Below are 18,563 nucleotides of genomic sequence, written 5' to 3' on the forward strand. Positions count from 1 at the left end.
CAGGGGGGCGGGCAGCAGTGCTCATGCGGGGCTCATCCTTGGGTGATTGTGTTGCGCAGAATACCGAGACGCTCGACTTCCAGCTCGATCACGTCGCCGGCTTTAAGGAAGCGGCCCATTTCGACGCCGCAGCCGCGGCGATCGCGGCCGGATTCGGGCAGGGTGGCCGTGCCTGATCCGAAGAACTCGCCGGGATACAGCGTTTCGTCCTGCGAGACGTAGGCGATGATGTCTTCGAAGCTGAAACGCATGCCGCCGGAATGGCCGCGCGAGACTTCCTCGCCGTTGATGCGTGCCGTCATGGTCAGGTTATAGGGGTCGGGTACTTCATCGGGCGTGACCAGCACCGGGCCGATGGCGTTGCCGGTATCGAAGTCCTTGCCCTTGGCGGGGCCGAGGCGCCCGCCCATCTCGCGGCCCTGGATATCACGTGCCGAGAAATCATTGAAGACCACATAGCCGCCGATGTGCTCGCGCGCCCTGTCTTTGGGAATGTTGCGCCCGCCTTTGCCGAGCACGATGCCGAATTCGAGTTCCCAGTCGAAGGCGCGGGTGTAGGTTGGGATGCGCACTTCGCCGTTGTGGCCAACCACGGAAAAACGGTTTCCCTTGTAATACACCGGGCGTTCGTACCAGGGCCGGCTGTCCCGGTAGGCCCGGGTATGCTGGCGGCCAAACGCCGTTTCCACCCATTCATCGAGCCGGGCACGCCAGGGCTTCATGCCGAACTTGCGCGCGCAGTTGATCACGTGCTGCTCGAAGGTCATGAACTCGCGAATCGACTCGGGCCGCGGCAGCGGCGCCAGTTGTTGCACACGGGGGTCTGCGACCTTGCGGACCACGCCCTCGATCCGGGATTCCAGCGCGAAGTCCAGCGCGGCTTGACCGGCATCGCGGCCAGCTTCACCTGCTGTCAGGAAGGCCAGCATGTCAGTGAGCTGCGGATCGGGTTGGCCCAGGCGACCGGCGTTGGCGGCTTGCAGCCGCACAAGCTGCGTGTCGCCATCGACCAGCGCGCAAAGCTCCTGGCGACCGTCCACAAGAAAAGTACAAAGACGCATGGGACGGGATTCAGGATTCGGCCGTGAAGCCTACTTGCTTGATCAGGCGGCGCCACTCATTGGCATCGGCCTGCAGCAATTCAGCCAGGGCTGGTGCGGAAGAAGACTGGATTTCCAGGCCGAACTGTTTGCCATACTCCTGCAGGTCTGCCTGGCTCAGGGCCGTCTGCAGATAGGCTGAAGCGCGCCGCACCACTTCAGGCTTGGCTTTTCCTGGCAGGAAAAAGCCATACCACTCGCGCACGGTCAGGGGGTGGCCGAGCTCGCGCAGGCTGGGAACCTCCGGCAGGAAAGGCGAACGCGTCTTGCCGGAGATCATCAGCACACGCAGCTTGCCGGTTTTCACATGCGGGATGTAGTCCCCGATCGGGCCGCAGAACGAGGAAATCTGACCGCCCAGCAAGTCCTGCACGCCTGGCACCGTGCCGCGGTAAGGGATGTGCCGCAATTCCACGCCGGTGAACTTGCCGAGCAGGATGCCGATCATGTGCGGCATCGAACCGGCGCCCGGGCTGCCGAAATTGGCGCCGGCGTCATTGGTTTTGGCCCAGGCCAGAAAATCTTTGAGTGTCTTGACCGAGGCAGGCACGCCCGGGCCAATGGCCAGCCCGTGGTTGATGTAGGCGCCCACCGATACCGGCGCCAGGTCTTCAAGCTTGTACTGCAGCTTGGGATAGGTGTAGGGGTAGATCGACAGCATGGACGAAGGCGTCAGCAGCATTGCGCTGCCGTCGGGGTTGCTGTCCTTGACCGTGATGACGCCAATCTGGCCGGCCGCGCCGGGCTTGTTTTCCACCACCATGTTGGTGGCGTAGTTGCCTCGCAGCTTGTCGGCGACGCGCCGGGCCAGTACGTCTACCGTGCCACCGGGCGGGAAGCCGGAAACAATGCGCGCCACTTCCAGCGAGGACTGGGCGTGGCTGGTCAAGGGCAGGCCCAGGCTGGCCAAAGCGGCGGCGCTGCCGGTGGTGTGCATGAAGTGTCGACGGTTGATCATGGGGTGTCTCCTTGCGATGATTTGGGACCAGGTGCATAAATTGTACGAACGTACAAAATAATTAGACATTCGTACAAACCCTGAGAGATGTCTCAGGGAAGGGGCATCAGAAAACAGGAGACAACCGGAGTCGCAGCGAACTGCTAGGCTTGGAAGATGAGCGCTCCCTATCTTCCCCAAATACGTCTTTACCAGGACTGGCTGCGAGATACCCGCGGACTGTCTTTCGACTCTTACGACGCGCTGTGGCGCTGGTCGGTGACGGATCTTGACGCCTTCTGGCAAAGCATCTGGGACTACTTCGAGCTTCAGTCCCCAACGCCGCGCAGCGCCGTGCTTGCGGACAACCGGATGCCGGGCGCGCGCTGGTTTCCGGGTGCGCAGTTCAACTATGCGCGGCAGGTCTTTCGCCATGTGGACAAGGCGCACGCCGCGGGCTTTCCTGCAATCATCAGCCACAACGAAAAAAGCCTGGCCAGCGGTGAACAGCCCAAAGAGCTGAGCTGGCCGGAACTGCGCCGCCAGGTCGCTTCGCTGGCGCTGCACCTGCAGGCGCAGGGCGTACAGCCGGGTGACCGCGTGGCCGCCTACCTGCCCAACATTCCCGAAGCCATGGTCGCCTTCCTTGCGGTGGTCAGCATAGGCGGCGTCTGGAGCATCTGTGCGCCCGACATGGGCACCAACGCCGTGCTGGACCGCTTCAGGCAAATTGAACCCAAGGTGCTGATTGCCTGCGATGGGGTGACTTATGGCGGGCGTGACTTCGACCGCACCGCCGTGCTGGAGGAGCTGCGTGTCGCCTTGCCCAGCGTGCAGCACGTGATTGTTCATGGCAATCTGGATGCTACGAAATCAATAGCTGGCTGCGCCCGACTGGAAAGGGCTATAGCCCGAAATGATGCCAAAACTCAGGCTTTTGAGCCGATGTGGCTGCCTTTCGACCACCCGCTGTGGATTGTGTATTCCAGCGGCACCACCGGCCTGCCCAAACCCATCGTGCACGGTCACGGCGGCACGGTCATCGTGGCGCTGGCGCTCAAGACCCTGCACAACGACGTGGGCTGCAGCTACCACGCCAATTCGTGGGGCGAGCGTTACCACTGGTACAGCTCCACCGGCTGGGTCATGTGGAATGCACAGATGAGCGGTCTGCTCAACGGCACGACCTGCTGCATCTACGACGGCAACCCGGGGGGCAGCAAGGACAGGCCCGATTGGACGACCTTGTGGCGTTTCGCTGCACAGCTGGGCGTGACTTTCTTTGGCGCAGGTGCGGCGTTTTTTGCCAACTGCATGAAGTCAGGCTTGAACCTGGCGGCCTGCGGCGACCTCTCCAAGGTGCGTGCTCTCGGCACCACGGGATCTCCGCTGTCGCCCGAGGTACAGATCTGGGGTACGGAACAGTTTGAAAAGGTCGGGACCTCTGACATCTGGTGGTGCAACATTTCGGGCGGTACGGACTTTGCCGGAGGATTTATTGGCGGCAACCGCGAGTTGCCGCAGGTGCCGGGCCAGATGCAATGCCGTTTGCTGGGTTGCTCCGTCGAAGCGTGGAACGAAGAAGGCCGACCGGTGATCGGTGAAGTGGGCGAGCTGGTGTGCACGCGGCCGCTTCCATCCATGCCGCTTTTTTTCTGGGGCGATACCGGCAATGTCCGCTACATCTCCAGCTATTTCGACATGTACCCCAACGTCTGGCGCCACGGCGACTGGCTCAAGATCACGCCGGATGGCGGTTGCATCATTTACGGCCGCTCCGATGCCACCATCAACCGGCACGGCCTGCGCATGGGAACCAGCGAGCTGTACAGCGCGGTCGAGGCCCTGCCCGAAGTCATGGACTCCATGGTGGTGGATCTGGAGTATCTCGGCCGCGAGAGTTACATGCCGCTTTTTGTAGTGCTGCGCGAAGGGGTGGCGTTGGACGATGCAATGAAGGCCCGCCTCAACAACGCCATCAAGCAGGCCCTGTCACCGCGTTTCGTGCCTGATGAGATTTTCCAGGTGCCTGAGATCCCACGAACGCTGTCCGGTAAAAAGCAGGAGCTGCCGATCAAGAAGCTGCTGCTGGGGCAGCCCATCGACAAGGTGGTCAATAAGGATGCCATGGCCAACCCGGGTTGTCTGGACTGGTATGTGGCCTTGGCCCGAGAGCGCGCCAAAGCCGGGTGAGAAGACAGGCAGCGCCGGCCTACGAGCCGGTGACAACGCTGAAGGTCAGGCTGGCTGAAACTGCAGCGAAGGATTGGAATGTGGCGGTTCAAGGGCCGGAGCCAGCGCACCCAGGTAGGTGCGCACGCGCGGATCGGCCGTCAGGCTGGCGAAGTCGGCGGCCTGCGTGACAACCCCTTTCTGCACAAAGATGAATCGTTCGCAGCTCTTGCGCAGGATATCGATGTGGTACGGCTCGTTGGGGTGAAGGCACAGGAAGACGAGACGCCCATTGCTTTTGAGCCGCGCAAAAAAATCGAGCATGAAACCGATGTAGCCGTCCTGGGTATTGAACTGCGGCTCGTCGAACAAATGCACCAAAGGCGAGTTGCCCTCAGCGTGTTGCAGCATGAAGTCGGGCTTGCTTTTCTGGAATGAGCGCACTTGGTAGGACTGGTGATAGTGCACCGCCAGCCGGTCGCGTTCCCTGGTCCTAACCTGATGAATATCCTGGCCATTGACCAGTACGCGTCCCGAGCTTGGAAGGTTGCTTCCCGTGATTATTTCAAACAGCGTGGTCTTGCCGGAGCCGTTGGGTCCCATGACGCCGATCACACACGGCTTGTCTACCTCGAAGTCGGCGCTCAGGGAGAAGGTAATGGTTTTCCGGAACAGTCCGCGCTGGTACTGCTTGGCAAGGTTTTCAACACGCAAAAGGGGGTGCTTCATGCTGGCTAGACTCCAAGAAGTTGCCGGCGCAAGGCGGCGTTGTTGCGCAGCTCAGCCGCCGGGCCCTCATGAACAATCTTGCCCATGCTCATCACGTAGGTGCGGTTGGCAACGGCCAGTGCGCTTTGCACGTTCTGCTCGACCACCAGCACGGCGATGCCTTCGGACTTCAGCCGGGTGATGGTCTTCATCACGTCCTGAACCACCTTGGGCGCCAGACCCTGGCTGGGCTCATCAAACAACACCAGGCCGGGTGAGCCCAGCAGTGCGCGGGAGATGGCGACCATCTGCATTTCGCCGCCGGAAAGGTTTTCGCATTCCCGCTCCATCAGGTATTCCATGGCGCTGAAAATTTCAAAACATTCCTTCTCGCTCCACTTCCGAAAGCGGGTGGCCTTGCGGGCAATGGCCAGGTTGCGGGCCACAGTCAGCGTGGGGAAAATGCGCCTGTCGTCGGGAACCCAGCCCAGGCCTGCCTTGGCAATCTCGTGGGTTGGCATGCCCGTGATGTCGCGGCCATCGAATGAAATACTGCCTTTGCGCGGCGAGGTCAAGCCCAGAATGGAGCGCAGCGTGGTTGTCTTTCCTGCGCCGTTCGGGCCCAGCAGGGCCACCACCTCACCGGCGCCCACGCGCAGGGACACATCAAACAGGACCTGTGTTTCACCGTAAAAGGTGTCGATGTGATCGATGGTCAGCATGTCGGCCGGAGCCGCTGAAGGTTTCAGGACAGCGTTCATGCCAATGCTCCCAGGTTCGAACGCTGGACCCACTCGTTCTGCCGCAGCTCGGCAGGTGTGCCCTGCGTGATCACCTGACCCCAGTGAATTACCGAAATCTGGTCTGCGAGGCTGAACAGGAAGTTCATGTCGTGCTCAATGATCACAATCGTCAGTTGCTGCTTGAGCTCCCTCACCAAGTCCATCAAGCGCGCGGTGCCTTCGGCGCCCAATCCTGCAGTAGGTTCATCGAGAAACAGCATGCGCGGTTCAGCCGCTAGTGCAACGCCAATTTCCAGCGCGCGGCGCTGGCCGTAAGACAGGCTGCTGGCCAGCACGTGTTCTTTCCCTTTGAGTCCTACCCGCTCCAGTACCGCCGCGGCCATCTGCTGTGCGGTGGTGTCTGCTCCGAGATCGCGCCAGGCGTTAAAGCCCTGCTTGCGCACGTGCGGCGTGGCCACAAGGATGTTGTCCAGCGCGGTGTAGCTGTCAAACAGGTTCATGATCTGAAAGGAGCGGGAGATGCCCTTGTGCGCAATCTCGCGTGGTGACAGGCCGGTGATGTTCTCACCGGCAAACGTCACTCGACCACGGTCAGGCTTGTAGCGCCCTGTCAGCACATTGAAGCAGGTGGTCTTGCCTGCACCGTTGGGCCCCATGATGCCGGCGAGCTGGCCTTCCTCAAAACCGAGTGTGATGTCCTGCAGCACCATCTGTGCTCCGAACCGCTTGGACAGGCCATGGGCTTCAAACAGCTTCACAGCACACCTTCCGCGCGTGTTGCGGCTGCAATCGGGGCCTTGCGCGGCCTGTTCTTCCACGCCTGCCATACCCCGGCAATACCCTCTGGTTTGAACAACACCATGGCCATGAAGATCAGCCCGTACCAAAGCAGCCAGGTTTCGGTGTAGGCGCCCAGCAAGTCACGCGCGAGGATAAAGAACGTCGCGCCAATAACGGGGCCCCAGAAGCTCACGAGACCTCCGCCGATCAGCACCATCATCACCACGAATCCGGAGGTGTGCAGGCTCATCACGTTCGGGTACGCCGACTGCTGCGCCATGGCAAACAGTGCGCCTGCCAGTCCCGCCACCGCAGTGGACAGGGTGAATGCGAGCCACTTGTAGAGCCAGACGTTGTATCCCACAAACGCTGCGCGGGTTTCGTTTTGCTTGATGGCACTCAGGACACGGCCCAGCGGTGAATGAATCAGCCGCCAGAGTGCGACCAGCACCGCTGCAAAAAGGGCGAGGCAAAAAAAGAACAGCGCGTTGTTGCTGGCCAGGTCAAAAGAGACAAAACCAAAGTCGGCTGGCAGGCGTTTGATGTTGAGCAGGCCGTCCTCGCCGCCGGTCACGGTATGCCACTTGTTGGCGACAAACCAGAAAACCTGCCCGAAGGCGATGGTCAGCAAGGCGTAGTAAATGCCGCGCCGGTGTGAAATGAACGCTGCGACAGCGGCACCCAGCGTTGCGGTGATCAATACCGCACCTGCCAGGTCAAACCACAGATTGGGCCAGACGCGCAGCTGCAGCAAGCCAAAGGCGTAGGCGCCGACCCCAAAAAAAGCGCCATGACCGAAAGAGGGCAGGCCGGTAAAACCAAGCAGCAGGTTGTAGCCCAAGGCGAAGAGCACCCAGATCATGATTTCCAGAGCGAGGTACTGATAAAGGCCGACGCGCGCCACCCAGAGTGGCGTGGACAGCAGCACCACCAGGGTAATCAGCATGGGCACGGGAAACAGGGGCGCACGGCCAGAGGCAAGTTGCATGAGCGTTGTGTCTCGGTTGAATTTTTTTGATTAAAAGAGATGGACAAAACAGAATATACATTCTAATATTTAGCCAAGCAAGAATATTTATTCTATTTTATGCGGCGCACCAGCAGGTGGCCGGTGTGTTTTTTTGATTCGACGGATACCCATGGACCCTGTAACGACCTACGAAGATCTCAAGGAGCTGATGGCCCGGGCCTATCCGGACATGTCCAAGCAGTTGCAGCGTATCGCGCGCTTCGCCATGGAGCAACCCAACGAAATGGCACTGGGTACCGTGGCCAACGTTGCGGAGGCGACCCAGGTGCAACCCTCCGCCATGATCCGCTTTGCCAATGCGCTGGGTTACGGCGGCTTTTCTGAAATGCAGCAGGTGTTTCGCGGTCATCTGCTGGAGCGTTCAGACAGCTACCGCGATCGTATTGCCCAGATGCGGCGCAAGCAGGTCAATGGCAGCCGCGCACCTGCCGGGGTGTTGCACGAACTGGTCGGCGAGTCGGTGGCCGAGCTGGGTCACCTTGAAGAAAGTATCCGGCAGGCTGACCTGAAGGGAGCGGTCAAGCTCATGGCGGCGGCCCCCCGTATTCATGTGTTGGCCCAGCGCCGGGCGTTTCCTGTGGCGGGTTATCTGGCCTACGCGTTGAGCCAGCTGGAACTGCGTACCCATCTGCTGGACGGCACCGGCGGCATGCTTCGCGAAAGCCTTCGTTCCATTGCGCCCGGTGATGTGCTGGTTGTCGCGAGTTTTCGCAACTATTCCCCGGAAGTCATTGATGCGGCCGTTGCCGCAGAAAAGCTCGGCGCAATTGTGATTGCGATCACGGACGGCCCTGTCTCGCCGCTCAAGGCTCCTGCCAGGGTTTGCTTTGAACTGGCGGACGATTCGTCCAAACCATTTCGGTCCCTGGTTGCGCCTCTGTGTCTTGCGCAAGCGCTGGTTGTCAGCACCGGACACCACCTCGCTGAGCAGGGTGCAGGCAAGACCGAGAGCAAGCAGGCCCGGCGCAAGGGGGCGGCATGACACGCGCTGTTGATGTGATCTGCATGGGCCGTGCGGCTGTCGACCTGTATGGCGAGCAAATCGGCGGCCGCCTGGAGGACATGCTGACCTTCACCAAATACCTTGGAGGCTCGCCCGCCAACACCGCGGTGGGGATGGCCCGCCTGGGGCTCAGGCCCGCCATGCTGACCCGTGTGGGCGACGAACACAATGGCCGCTTTGTACGTGAGACCCTGAGTGCCGAGGGGGTTGATGTCAGCCATGTCAGGACTGATCCCAAGCGGCTCACGGCGCTGGTTTTCCTCGGTATTCAGGATCAGGAAACCTTCCCGCTGGTTTTCTACCGCGACAACTGCGCTGACATGGCGGTCAGCACCGATGATTTTGACGCTGGGTTTATTGCCTCAAGTTCGGCCCTGCTGCTCTCCGGCACGCACTTGTCTCAACCGGGCACTTACGACGCATGCTGCAAAGCCATCACGCTGGCCCGACAGGCGGGTACCCGCGTGGTGCTGGACATCGACTACCGGCCTGTGCTGTGGGGCCTGACGAGCCCAGGCATGGGGGAACAGCGCTTCATTCCCTCTGGTGAGGTCAGTGCCCATCTGCAGACTGTCATTGGCGACTGTGACCTGGTGGTCGGTACCGAAGAGGAAATTCACATTGCTGGCGGCAGCACGGATACGCTGGCCGCATTGCGCGGCCTGAGGGCGCTGACTGCGGCCACCCTGGTGGTCAAGCGCGGCCCCATGGGTTGTGTGGTGTTCGAGGGGGCCATTCCGGATGAACTGGAAAAGGGACTCAAGGGCCCGGGTTTTCCGGTGGAGGTCTACAACGTCCTCGGTGCAGGAGATGCTTTCATGGCCGGCTTCCTGCGAGGCTGGATCCGCAACGAACCTCTGGCCCAGTGTTGTACTTATGCCAATACCTGTGGTGCGCTGGTGGTCTCGCGCCACGGTTGTGCGCCTGCCATGCCCAGCTGGGAAGAGCTGCAGTTCTTCCTGCTCCACGGATCGAACACCCGGCGGCTCAGGGAGGATGCAGGGCTTGAGCACTTGCATAGGGCCACCACCCGCACGCGACGCTGGGCCGAGCTGGTCATCCTGGCATTTGATCATCGCGTCCAACTCGAAGAGCTGGCCGCGCGGCACAACGCGAACCATGAGCGCATCAGGCATTTCAAGTCACTGATTGCAGAGGGTGCCAGGCGCGGAGCCGGGGGCCGGGCCGGTGTCGGCATCATTGTGGACGGCCGGTTTGGAGACGAAGTGTTGCCCACCATGACAGGCAAAGGCTGGTGGGTTGCGCGGCCGGTTGAATTGCCGGGCTCACGGCCCTTGCAGTTCGAGGCGGGTGCTCACCTGTCGCAGGCCATGCGGTCCTGGCCAGGCGAACACGTGGCCAAGTGCCTGGTGAGTTATCACCCGCAAGACCCGCTTTCACTGCGCGAACAGCAGTTGGCACGGCTGATGGAATTGCAGCGTGCCAGCACCGATACCTTTCATGAGTTTCTGGTGGAGGTGATTCCTCCGAAGGAAATGCCAAGAGACAGCAACACGCTGGCGCAGGCGCTTGAGCAAATCTATCGCGCCGGAATTTTCCCCGAGTGGTGGAAGCTTCCTCCCGCTGAATCTGCCCAGGAATGGGAGGCCATCGTTGCGGTGATCGAGCAGAACGATCCGCATTGCCGCGGCGTACTGCTGCTTGGCCTTGAGGCCAGTGAGGATCGGCTGGAGCAGAGCTTTCGCGTTGCAGCACCACATGCCATTTGCCGCGGTTTTGCCGTCGGGCGCTCCATTTTCTCCGAGGCGGCAGCTGGATGGTTTGAGGGCCGCATGGATGACGCGCAGGTGATTGAAGACATCGCGCAGCGGTACGCCAGGCTCATCCGGCTGTGGGACGAAGCGCGGGCCGGCGCCACCGAGGCCGTGAGCTGATCAACCAACAAAGGGACAACACATGACACAGAAAATCGGATTCATAGGCATTGGCATGATGGGCCACGGCATGGCCAAAAACCTGCTGGCCAAGGGTTTTGCTCTCACCTTCAAGGTCAACCGCAACCGCGACAACCTGGCCGACCTGATTGCCGCGGGCGCGAAGGAGGCGACAAGCAATGCTGCCTGCGCGCAGGCATCGGACATTGTGTTCATCTGTGTGACCGGCTCACCCCAGGTCGAGGAGATCATCTACGGCAAGGACGGCCTGCTGGAGTGTGGCCGCAAGGGTCTGATCGTCGTGGACACCTCCACCGCCGAGCCTGCGTCCAGCACCCGTATACGGAATGACCTGGCGGTCAAAGGCATCAAGCTGGTGGACGCGCCCCTCGCCCGCACGCCCAAGGAGGCGGAGGAAGGCCGGCTCAACACCATGGTTGGCGCCGACCCGGAAGATTTCCAACTCGTGGAGCCGGTGTTGAAAGCTTTCTGCGAAAACATCTTCCACGTGGGCCCGCCCGGTCACGGCCATGTGCTCAAGTTGGTCAACAACATGATGGCCATGAGTTTTGCCGCGTCGATTGCCGAAGCTTTTGCGGTCGCGGCAAAAAGTGGCCTGGACCTGAACAAGCTGTATGACGTGATTTCGGCGGGCGGTGTGAACTGCGGCATCTTCCAGATGATGGCCACCAAAACCCTTAAGGAGGGTGATGTGACCGGATTCAAGTTCGGCATCGCCAATGCGCAGAAAGACCTGCGCTATTACACCCACCTGGCGGAAATGCTGCCTGTCACCAGTTTCATGGGTGAAGCCGCGCACCAAAGCCTGATCCAGGCCAGCAACGCCGGCTTTGGCGGCAAGCTGATCGCCTCCCTTTTCGAAGCCCAGGAAAAACTTAACGACGTCAAGATCGTTCCCCGTTAACCACCCCCCCTACTACAGCAGGAGACAAACATGAGCGACATCAAAAAAACCACCCTTCCCGAACCGGCATCAGACGCCCCGTTGGCGTCGCGCCGTGATCTTTTGAAGAAGTCCAGTCTTGCGCTGGTCGGTGCCGGCCTGTATGGCGCGGCGCCATTCATGGGACCGTGGAAGCACAACCATGCCTGGGCACAAACTGCCCAGAAAAAGCCGCTGACCATTGGCCTGACCATGGACGCCTCCGGCCAGTACGCGGCATCCGGCACCGAGGAGCGGCTGGGCGCGATGATGGCCATCAAGGAGTTCAATGACAAGGGTGGCGTGCTGGGCCGGCGCATCGAAGCCATTCACATTGACACTGAGACCACACCGGCGACTGGTTCGCGAGTTGCCGAACGCATGATTACCCGCAACGAGGCTGCCTTCCTGATCGGCGCGGTGCATTCCGGCGTGTCCAATGCCATTTCCCAGGTTGCGCAGAAATACGGCACCATTTTCCTGAATACCAACTCCAGCTCCCCGACCGAGGCTGGCAAGGACTGCCACCGCACCAAGTTTGTATGGGATGGTAACGGCACGAACTTCTCCAACGCGACGGTCAAAAATGCCATCAAGGCCAGCGGCCGCAACTGGGTGCTGCTGACCAACGACTATGTGTGGGGCCACACGACCTCCAAGGCTACGCGGGCGATTGTCGAGGCCAATGGCGGGCGTGTTGTTGAAGAGCTGCTGGTGCCGCAGAACACGCGTGACTTCTCTGCCTATCTGCTCAAGCTGCAGCAGCTCAAACCCAACGTGGTGGCCACAGCCGTGGGCGGGGACGACATCAAGGCGTTGCGCCAGCAGGTGGTGCAGCTCAAGATGAACCAGTCCATGGCCTGGATCAACAACCAGCAGGACTGGCCCGATGTGTACGGCCTGGGGCCGGATGCGATCTTCGGCGTGTTTGGTACCACGTGGTACTGGCGCCTGAATCTTCCGGGTGTGAAAGAGTTTGTGGCCGCTTACCAGAAGCAGTTCCCAGGCATGGCCATTCGTGTGCCTGGCAACGTCTATCACAACGGCTACATGGCCACGCGGGAACTGCTGCGCTGTATTGAAGAGGCCGGCACCACCAACAACATCGCCGTCATCAAAAAGCTGGAAGGCCGCAAGATGACAGCGGTCGATCGCTTGCAGCATTACGACGCCTGGATGGACCCGGTCACGCATCAATGCCAGCAAACCATCTACATGGCCACTTTCAATGATGCGCCCGCTGAGAAGGACGATATTTTCAAGATCCTGACCCAGGCCGACCCGAAAGACGTGCAGGACAAGGACTCCCTGGGCGCCTGCAAGCTCGAGAGTTACGAAGCCACGCCGAGTTACGAAGCCTAGGTCTCGTCACGACCCCCACTGACAAGGCCGGCGCAACCCAACAGCCGCAGCGCCAAACTACTGGCGCTGCGCTAGCGAATCTAACCTGCCACCGCTAACAAACACTTTATGGACTTCCTGTTCCAGCTGATTCCGCATTTAGTCAACGGCGTGTCGCTTGGCCTGTTGTTTGCGCTTATAGCCTTGGGCTTCATGCTGATTGTCGGGGTGATGGAGACCATCAATCTGGCGCATGGCTCCCTGTTTGCCCTGGGCATGTATTTCGCGCTCTTTCTGGTGGCGCCGCAGCTTGGCATGTTCCCGAACCTTCAAGCCTGGTACATGGCCTTTCCCATTGAAACGCGGTACCTGATTGCGCTGATTCTGGCGCCTGTCTTTGTGGGGCTTTTTGGCATGTTGCTGGAGCTGTGCATGCGCCGCACCTATGGGCGTGACCCGCTGTATGGCTTGCTGCTGACCTTTGGTGCCGCCCTGGTGATTGAGGAGGCCATACGCATTGTGTGGGGTTCGTCGGAGAAGCAGCTGCAACTGCCCCAGGCGATTTCAGGCGCCGTGCTTTTGGGTGATCTGGTGTATTCGAAGTACCGCTTCTTTGCCAGCGGCTTTGCCGTCCTGATGATTGTGATGCTCTGGCTGTTCCTGCAGAAAACGCCTTATGGCGCGATCATCAAGGCCGGTGCGCATGACAGCGAGATGGTGCGGGCCCTGGGCATCAACCTGTCGCGCCTGCGGCTTTTCGTCTTTGGCCTTGGTGTGGCGCTGGCAGCAATTGCGGGGGTTGTCATGGCGCCGATCTGGGGGATACGGCCGCACGTCGGCGTCGATGCCGTGGTGCCGGCGTTCCTGATCATTGTTCTAGGGGGCGTTGGCTCGCTGTGGGGTGCGGTGATCGCGGGACTCATGGTGGGCATGGTCGTTGGGCTGACCGGTTCCTACGCCTCGGAATGGTCTTTGATGTCCATGTACCTTCTGTTTATTGCCGTGGTGACTTTTCGTTCGCGCGGCCTGTTTGGAAAGAAGAGCGTGCTGGATGTTTGATCAACGTAAACCACTTCAGGGAAGAGTCGCACTGGTAACCGGCGCTGCGGGCACCATGGGCGCCGCCGCCACGCGGGTACTGCTGGAAGACGGCTGCAAAGTAGCGATGGTTGATTTCAGCGAAGCGCGCAACCGGGTGCTGGCTGCAGAATTCGGCGAGAACGCCATGCCTTTTTCCTTTGACATCAGCGATGTTGAAGCGGTGCAAGAAGGCCATGCCTGGATCGTGCAGGCGCTGGGGTCTGTCGACGTTCTGGTCAACAACGCCGGCATTCTTTCGAACAACAAGGTTGAAGCGACCACCCCCGCGGAATGGCGGCGTGTACTGGGCGCCAACCTCGATGGGGCCTTCTACCTTTCGCAGCAGGTTGTGCCAGCCATGAAGAGCCGCGGTTTCGGTCGCATCATCAACACCAGCTCGCTCGCTGCAAAAACCGGTGGGCTCACGGCTGGTACAGCTTACTCGGTGTCGAAGGGTGCGATGAGCGCGCTGACATTTTCGTTGGCGCGCGAACTGGCATCGTTCGGCGTGACGGCCAATGCCATCGCGCCGGCCTATGTGAAGACGCCCATGATCACTGAGCAGCTCAACGAGGAGCAGCGGCAGAAGCTGCTCAGGGACATTCCGGTAGGGCGGTTTTGTGAACCCGAGGAGTTTGCGCACGTGGTGCGTTTTCTGGCTTCACCCCTGGCCGGGTTCATTACCGGAGAAATCATTGACCTCAATGGCGGCCTGCTGATGGATTGAGGCGGGAAAGCCCTTTCGTTTCGACAAGAATTTGGATACACAATCCGGTCATTCATGAGCCTCACTCCCCGCATTGATTTCACTTCGGCCCTGACGGGCCTCTTTGACCTGAGCGGCAAGGTTGCGTACGTGCCCGGCGGGTACGGGGGCATCGGCGAAGCCATTGCCTGGGCCTTGGCGATGGCTGGCGCCAAGGTTGCCGTGTCAGGGCGGGACGAGGGCAAGGCACGCGATGTGGCCGCCGCACTGTGTGCCGCGGGCCACGACGCCGCCGGGCTGGCGATGGACGCGCATTCAGTGCCTCACATCCAGGCGTCGGTCGATGCGGTGGCCGGGCATTTTGGCCGGCTCGACATCCTGGTTAATTGCGTGGGCATGCAGCGGGAGCAGGCGCTGCTTGAAGTCACGGAGGAAGCCTTTGATGAAGTGCTGCAAGTCAATCTGAAAGCCGCGATGTTCCTGGCGCAAGCCGTTGCAAAGCAGCAGATAGCCGGTGGGCGCGGCGGGGCGCAGGTTCATCTTCTGTCGGTGCGGGCGCAGCTGGGCTTGCGCGGCCGCGGCTATTCGGCCTACACCAGCAGCAAGGGGGGGCTGGTCATGCTGATCCGTCAGCACGCCAGTGAGCTGGCGCCGCACGGCATCACGGTCAACGGTATCGCTCCCACGGTGGTCCAGACGGAAATGGCGCGTCATTGGCTGGAAAATCCGGACACCCATCGCCAGGTGCTTGAGCGCATTCCGTTGGGCCGTATTGCCGATCCGCAGGATGTAGCCGGTGCTGCCGTTTTTTTTGCGGCGCCCGCGGCATCTTTTGTGACCGGTCAGGTCCTCTACCTGGATGGCGGCATCACAGCCTCACAGTAGGCCGACTCTTCAGGTCGTCGGCTTGCGATTCACCAGCACGATGCCCACAGCCACCAGCACCAGTGCAGCCAGCAGGCTGGGCGTGACCGACTCCTTGAGCCACAGTGCACCGAACAACAGGGCAAACAGCGGTGTGAGAAACACAAACACCGAAATTTTGGTGGCGGGGTAGCGGCCCAGCATCCACATCCAGGCCAGGTAGCTGGCGAAGGCGCCCACCACCGTTTGCAGCAACAGCGAGGTGACGGCAAACGGGCTGAAGGCCCAGACCCATTGTTCACCGAGTGCGAGTGACAGGAAGGGCAGCGCCGCCGTGCTCACGGCCACCTGGTAGAACAGCAGCTTTTCAGCCGAGACCCGGGCCAGCGAGGACGCGCGTATCACCACCGTGGTCAGGCCCCAGAACATGCCGGCGGCCAGCGCCAACAGGTCCCCGGACCAGGTGGAGGCCGCACCGGCGCTGAAACCTTCGCGCAGGGCGAACGCCACCGCGGCGAAGGCGCAGGCCAGACCGATCCATTGCACGGGACGCAGTTTTTCGGAGGCAACCCACAGTGGCAGCAGCACCGCCACCCAGAACGGCGAGGTGTAGAGAAACACCGTCAACCGCGAGGCGCTGGTGTATTGCAGGCCCACATACAGGCAGGCGAACTCGATGGCAAACAGACCACCTGCCAGCAGGCCGGCACCCAGCGTGCCGTCGGCCGAGAAAAGCCGGACACCGCGCCAGGCGCACCACAGCCAGAGCAGCAGCGTCGCACCGGCAAAACGGATGGAGGCCTGAAACACCGGAGGCACCTCTACCAACGTGGCCTTGACCAGCACCTGCTGGAAGCCCCAGAACAGGCAGCAGACCAGCAGCAGTGAAATGGACAGGGTGTCGAGATGGGTTTTGCGTGTCGTCATGTCCCGGTGGCCGTGGCCGCACTTACAGCGGATGTTCGGTGTAAAAACGCCCACCGTGAAACAGCAGCGGCGCAGCACCGGCGCGGTGTGCGCAGCGCTCGACTTCGCCGACAAAAATCACGTGGTCACCTTCTTCATAGCGGCTGCGGTTAAAACACTCGAAGGTGGCCGCCGCGCCCGTCAATAAGGGCGAGCCGCTCACGCCTTCAGTCCAGGCGACGCCCGTCCAGCGGCCTTCGCGTTTCGCCGCAAAACGTTCGGCCAGTTCTTTCTGGTCGGCGGCCAGGATGTTGATGGCGTAGTGGGAGCCGGTGCTCAATGCCGGCATGGAGCCGGCCGCTTGCGCCAGGCTCCACAGCACCAGGGGCGGCGCCAGCGAGACCGAGTTGAAGGAGTTGGCCGTCAACCCGACCAGTTCTCCCTCGACTGTACGCGCGGTGACAATCGTGACGCCTGTGGCAAACATCGCGAGTGATGCGCGGAACTCATTCGGTGAAAAATCCGGGCGGCTGGCCTGGCGCAAAGGCTTGGGGGGCGTCATGGGTGTAATTTACCTGAACCGTCCTGTGCCGGCGCGGCTGCCCTGGGGTGGCGCGTAAAATCGGCGCATGCGTTTGCCTTGGACCGCCGCCCTTCTTTTTGCTTCTGTTTTGATAGCTCACAGCGCACAGGCTGCGGGGCCTTGCGACGACTTTGTTCGAAAACTGCCGAACCTTAAGCAAAGCCTGTGCGAGGCCGCGCAGTTGCAGGCGACGCCCGCCCGATCAGTCAGAGGGCAGACTCTGTGGATGCGCGATGTCAGACCCGAGGTGGCCCAGCAGCGGGTTCTGGTGCTGGGTGCCATTCATGGTGATGAGCTGTCGTCAACTTCGGTGGCCCTGCACTGGATCCGCATGGCCGAGGAAACCAACGCGCCCTGGTCGCAGGCCATCCACTGGCGCTTTGTTCCGGCCCTCAATCCGGACGGGTTGCTGTCCAGCCCGCCGAGCCGCGTCAATGCCAACGGGGTTGATCTGAATCGCAACTTCCCAACGCCGTTTTGGGAACGTGACGCCAAGGTGTACTGGGAGAAGCGTACCCGTAAGGATCCACGCCGCTGGCCGGGGCCCAAGCCACTGTCCGAACCGGAGTCACGGTTTCTGCATGAGGAAATGCAGCGCTTCAAGCCTCACTTGATTGTCAGCATCCATGCGCCCTATGGCGTGCTCGACTTTGACGGGCCGTCGGTTCCCCCATCCAAATTGGGCCGGCTCTACCTGGACCAGGTCGGCATTTTCCCCGGCTCGCTGGGTAATTACGGCGGTGTTCACAAGGGCGTGCCGGTGGTCACCATCGAGCTGCCCAACGCCATGCGCACGCCGCTTGATGCCGAGATGCGCCAGATGTGGCTGGACCTGCTGCGATGGATGTCGGAACGAGTTCCTCCGAATGGCTCTACGGGGCTGGCGCGCACGCCCTGAATTGCAGGGGCTGGTTGCTGCGCCTGCTCTCCCCGGCGCTTTGGTTAATGGTCAAAACGCCTTCCGACCCTTTGTTCGTGTGCATGAGTAGCTATTGAATAAGTAGCAAGCCAACGGCCAAATTCTCCGATTTCCCGGTTTCCCTGCAGCCACTGTGGCAGCAAGGCCTCGGTCCGGCCGGGGCCAGGCGCCGGTCAGCGCATCCTGGGGGTCGATGCAGGAGGAGGGCGAGCCTGTCGCGCGTCAGCACGCGGGGACTTGGCCAGTGGGGAAAGCGCAAGACTGTCACGCTTTTGGCTTCCATTGGCGTTGCCTCGTGTAGGCAATGCAATGCCAAAGGACTACGATCTCTTGCAGCGGTGCGCGCTCACCTTTTTCCTGGTCCTGCAAGAGACGCTCCACGATTCTGTGCAAACGGAAGGTACAAGGCGAGGTCATGCGATGGTGAATTCCCTGGGGCTTCGCGCCCGTCTGGTGTTGTTGGTCGCGGTGGCTTTGGTGCCGGTGTTCGGGTTGTTTGCCTGGACAGCCGCCAGCAAACAGGCTGACGCCCTGAGGCTTGCACGTTCCACATTGCAGTCCCAGGCGTTGCTGGCTGCCGCTAGCCAGCAGCCACAGGTCGAGGCTATCCGGCAACTGCTTGGCGATCTGGCGAGTGCGCCGCCAATCAAGGAACGGCTGCCTCGTCCGTGTGACGAGTATCTGCGCAACCTGAAGGCAGCTCATCCGCAATACACCGATCTGGGTGCCCTGACACTCGACGGGAAGGTGCTGTGCCATTCGGAGGCGGGGAGGGTGGGGGCCGACGCCAGTGACCGGCCCTTCTTCAAGCGCGTGATGGAAAGCCGGCAATTTTCGATAGGCGAATATGGGG

Annotated in this window: 17 protein-coding genes and 1 pseudogene; 10 read left to right on the top strand and 8 right to left on the bottom strand. The window is 61.1% G+C overall.

Features of this window, described 5'->3' with window-relative positions:
- Window positions 1-32: 32 nt before the first annotated feature.
- The gene (locus tag B0B52_RS05410) at window positions 33-1,061 is read right to left on the bottom strand and encodes a fumarylacetoacetate hydrolase family protein (protein ID WP_077592604.1); all 1,029 of its coding nucleotides are present in this window, start codon (window positions 1,059-1,061) and stop codon (window positions 33-35) included.
- A 10-nt stretch (window positions 1,062-1,071) separates the two neighbouring features.
- Window positions 1,072-2,058 carry a tripartite tricarboxylate transporter substrate-binding protein gene (locus B0B52_RS05415; RefSeq protein WP_077592605.1) on the bottom strand — a complete coding sequence of 329 codons (987 nt, stop codon included), beginning with the start codon at window positions 2,056-2,058 and terminating at the stop codon, window positions 1,072-1,074.
- A gap of 156 nt (window positions 2,059-2,214) precedes the next feature.
- Here B0B52_RS05415 and B0B52_RS05420 point away from each other — a divergent pair, with 156 nt between their 5' ends.
- Window positions 2,215-4,230 (top strand): acetoacetate--CoA ligase, encoded by a 2,016-nt coding sequence (locus B0B52_RS05420; RefSeq protein ID WP_077592606.1) that lies wholly within the window; start codon window positions 2,215-2,217, stop codon window positions 4,228-4,230.
- Window positions 4,231-4,275: 45 nt separating this feature from the next.
- Here B0B52_RS05420 and B0B52_RS05425 read toward each other — a convergent pair whose 3' ends face one another.
- The 4 genes from B0B52_RS05425 to B0B52_RS05440 are packed head-to-tail and all read right to left on the bottom strand — an operon-like array spanning window position 4,276 to window position 7,428.
- Window positions 4,276-4,938, bottom strand: a complete 663-nt coding sequence (locus B0B52_RS05425; RefSeq protein WP_077592607.1) for an ATP-binding cassette domain-containing protein — start codon at window positions 4,936-4,938, stop codon at window positions 4,276-4,278.
- A 5-nt stretch (window positions 4,939-4,943) separates the two neighbouring features.
- The gene (locus tag B0B52_RS05430; RefSeq protein WP_217349776.1) at window positions 4,944-5,678 is read right to left on the bottom strand and encodes an ABC transporter ATP-binding protein; all 735 of its coding nucleotides are present in this window, start codon (window positions 5,676-5,678) and stop codon (window positions 4,944-4,946) included.
- Window positions 5,675-6,418, bottom strand: a complete 744-nt coding sequence (locus B0B52_RS05435) for an ABC transporter ATP-binding protein (protein WP_077592608.1) — start codon at window positions 6,416-6,418, stop codon at window positions 5,675-5,677. The genes B0B52_RS05430 and B0B52_RS05435 overlap by 4 nt, the downstream gene beginning before the upstream one ends.
- A complete protein-coding gene (locus tag B0B52_RS05440; RefSeq protein ID WP_077592609.1) occupies window positions 6,415-7,428 on the bottom strand; it encodes a branched-chain amino acid ABC transporter permease in 1,014 nt (337 codons plus the stop codon). The genes B0B52_RS05435 and B0B52_RS05440 overlap by 4 nt, the downstream gene beginning before the upstream one ends.
- A gap of 151 nt (window positions 7,429-7,579) precedes the next feature.
- On the opposite strand from B0B52_RS05440, the gene B0B52_RS05445 reads away from it, so the two are divergent.
- The 7 genes from B0B52_RS05445 to B0B52_RS05475 all read left to right on the top strand — a co-directional run bounded on the left by B0B52_RS05445 (window position 7,580) and on the right by B0B52_RS05475 (window position 15,323).
- Window positions 7,580-8,452 carry a MurR/RpiR family transcriptional regulator gene (locus B0B52_RS05445; RefSeq protein WP_077592610.1) on the top strand — a complete coding sequence of 291 codons (873 nt, stop codon included), beginning with the start codon at window positions 7,580-7,582 and terminating at the stop codon, window positions 8,450-8,452.
- Entirely contained in the window at window positions 8,449-10,368 is a 1,920-nt protein-coding gene (iolC, locus tag B0B52_RS05450) for a 5-dehydro-2-deoxygluconokinase (protein ID WP_077592611.1), read from the top strand. Before B0B52_RS05445 ends, iolC begins: the two co-directional genes overlap by 4 nt.
- Window positions 10,369-10,390: 22 nt before the next feature.
- Window positions 10,391-11,293, top strand: coding sequence for an NAD(P)-dependent oxidoreductase (locus tag B0B52_RS05455; RefSeq protein WP_077592612.1), 903 nt, complete (start codon window positions 10,391-10,393; stop codon window positions 11,291-11,293).
- Between the two features lie 30 nt (window positions 11,294-11,323).
- Window positions 11,324-12,673, top strand: coding sequence for an ABC transporter substrate-binding protein (locus tag B0B52_RS05460; RefSeq protein WP_077592613.1), 1,350 nt, complete (start codon window positions 11,324-11,326; stop codon window positions 12,671-12,673).
- A gap of 108 nt (window positions 12,674-12,781) precedes the next feature.
- Window positions 12,782-13,711: a branched-chain amino acid ABC transporter permease gene (locus tag B0B52_RS05465; protein WP_174575472.1), complete on the top strand. Its 930-nt coding sequence runs from the start codon at window positions 12,782-12,784 to the stop codon at window positions 13,709-13,711.
- On the top strand, window positions 13,704-14,459 hold the full coding sequence (locus tag B0B52_RS05470; RefSeq protein WP_077592614.1) for an SDR family NAD(P)-dependent oxidoreductase: 756 nt from the start codon (window positions 13,704-13,706) through the stop codon (window positions 14,457-14,459). The genes B0B52_RS05465 and B0B52_RS05470 overlap by 8 nt, the downstream gene beginning before the upstream one ends.
- Before the next feature lie 54 nt (window positions 14,460-14,513).
- The gene (locus B0B52_RS05475; protein ID WP_077592615.1) at window positions 14,514-15,323 is read left to right on the top strand and encodes an SDR family NAD(P)-dependent oxidoreductase; all 810 of its coding nucleotides are present in this window, start codon (window positions 14,514-14,516) and stop codon (window positions 15,321-15,323) included.
- Between the two features lie 9 nt (window positions 15,324-15,332).
- On the opposite strand, the gene B0B52_RS05480 is transcribed toward B0B52_RS05475, so the two are convergent.
- Window positions 15,333-16,229, bottom strand: a complete 897-nt coding sequence (locus B0B52_RS05480) for a DMT family transporter (protein ID WP_077592616.1) — start codon at window positions 16,227-16,229, stop codon at window positions 15,333-15,335.
- Window positions 16,230-16,251: 22 nt separating this feature from the next.
- Window positions 16,252-16,770, bottom strand: a complete 519-nt coding sequence (locus B0B52_RS05485) for a flavin reductase family protein (RefSeq protein ID WP_077592617.1) — start codon at window positions 16,768-16,770, stop codon at window positions 16,252-16,254.
- 67 nt (window positions 16,771-16,837) lie between these two features.
- Between B0B52_RS05485 and B0B52_RS05490 the strand changes: the two genes are divergently transcribed.
- Together B0B52_RS05490 and B0B52_RS05495 are read left to right on the top strand one after the other, a co-directional pair.
- Window positions 16,838-17,689, top strand: coding sequence for a M14 family murein peptide amidase A (locus tag B0B52_RS05490; RefSeq protein ID WP_077592618.1), 852 nt, complete (start codon window positions 16,838-16,840; stop codon window positions 17,687-17,689).
- A gap of 330 nt (window positions 17,690-18,019) precedes the next feature.
- Window positions 18,020-18,563: pseudogene (locus B0B52_RS05495) on the top strand (hypothetical protein); the annotation flags it as partial.

Source organism: Polaromonas sp. A23, assembly GCF_002001015.1.
Classification (GTDB): Bacteria; Pseudomonadota; Gammaproteobacteria; order Burkholderiales; family Burkholderiaceae_C; genus Polaromonas.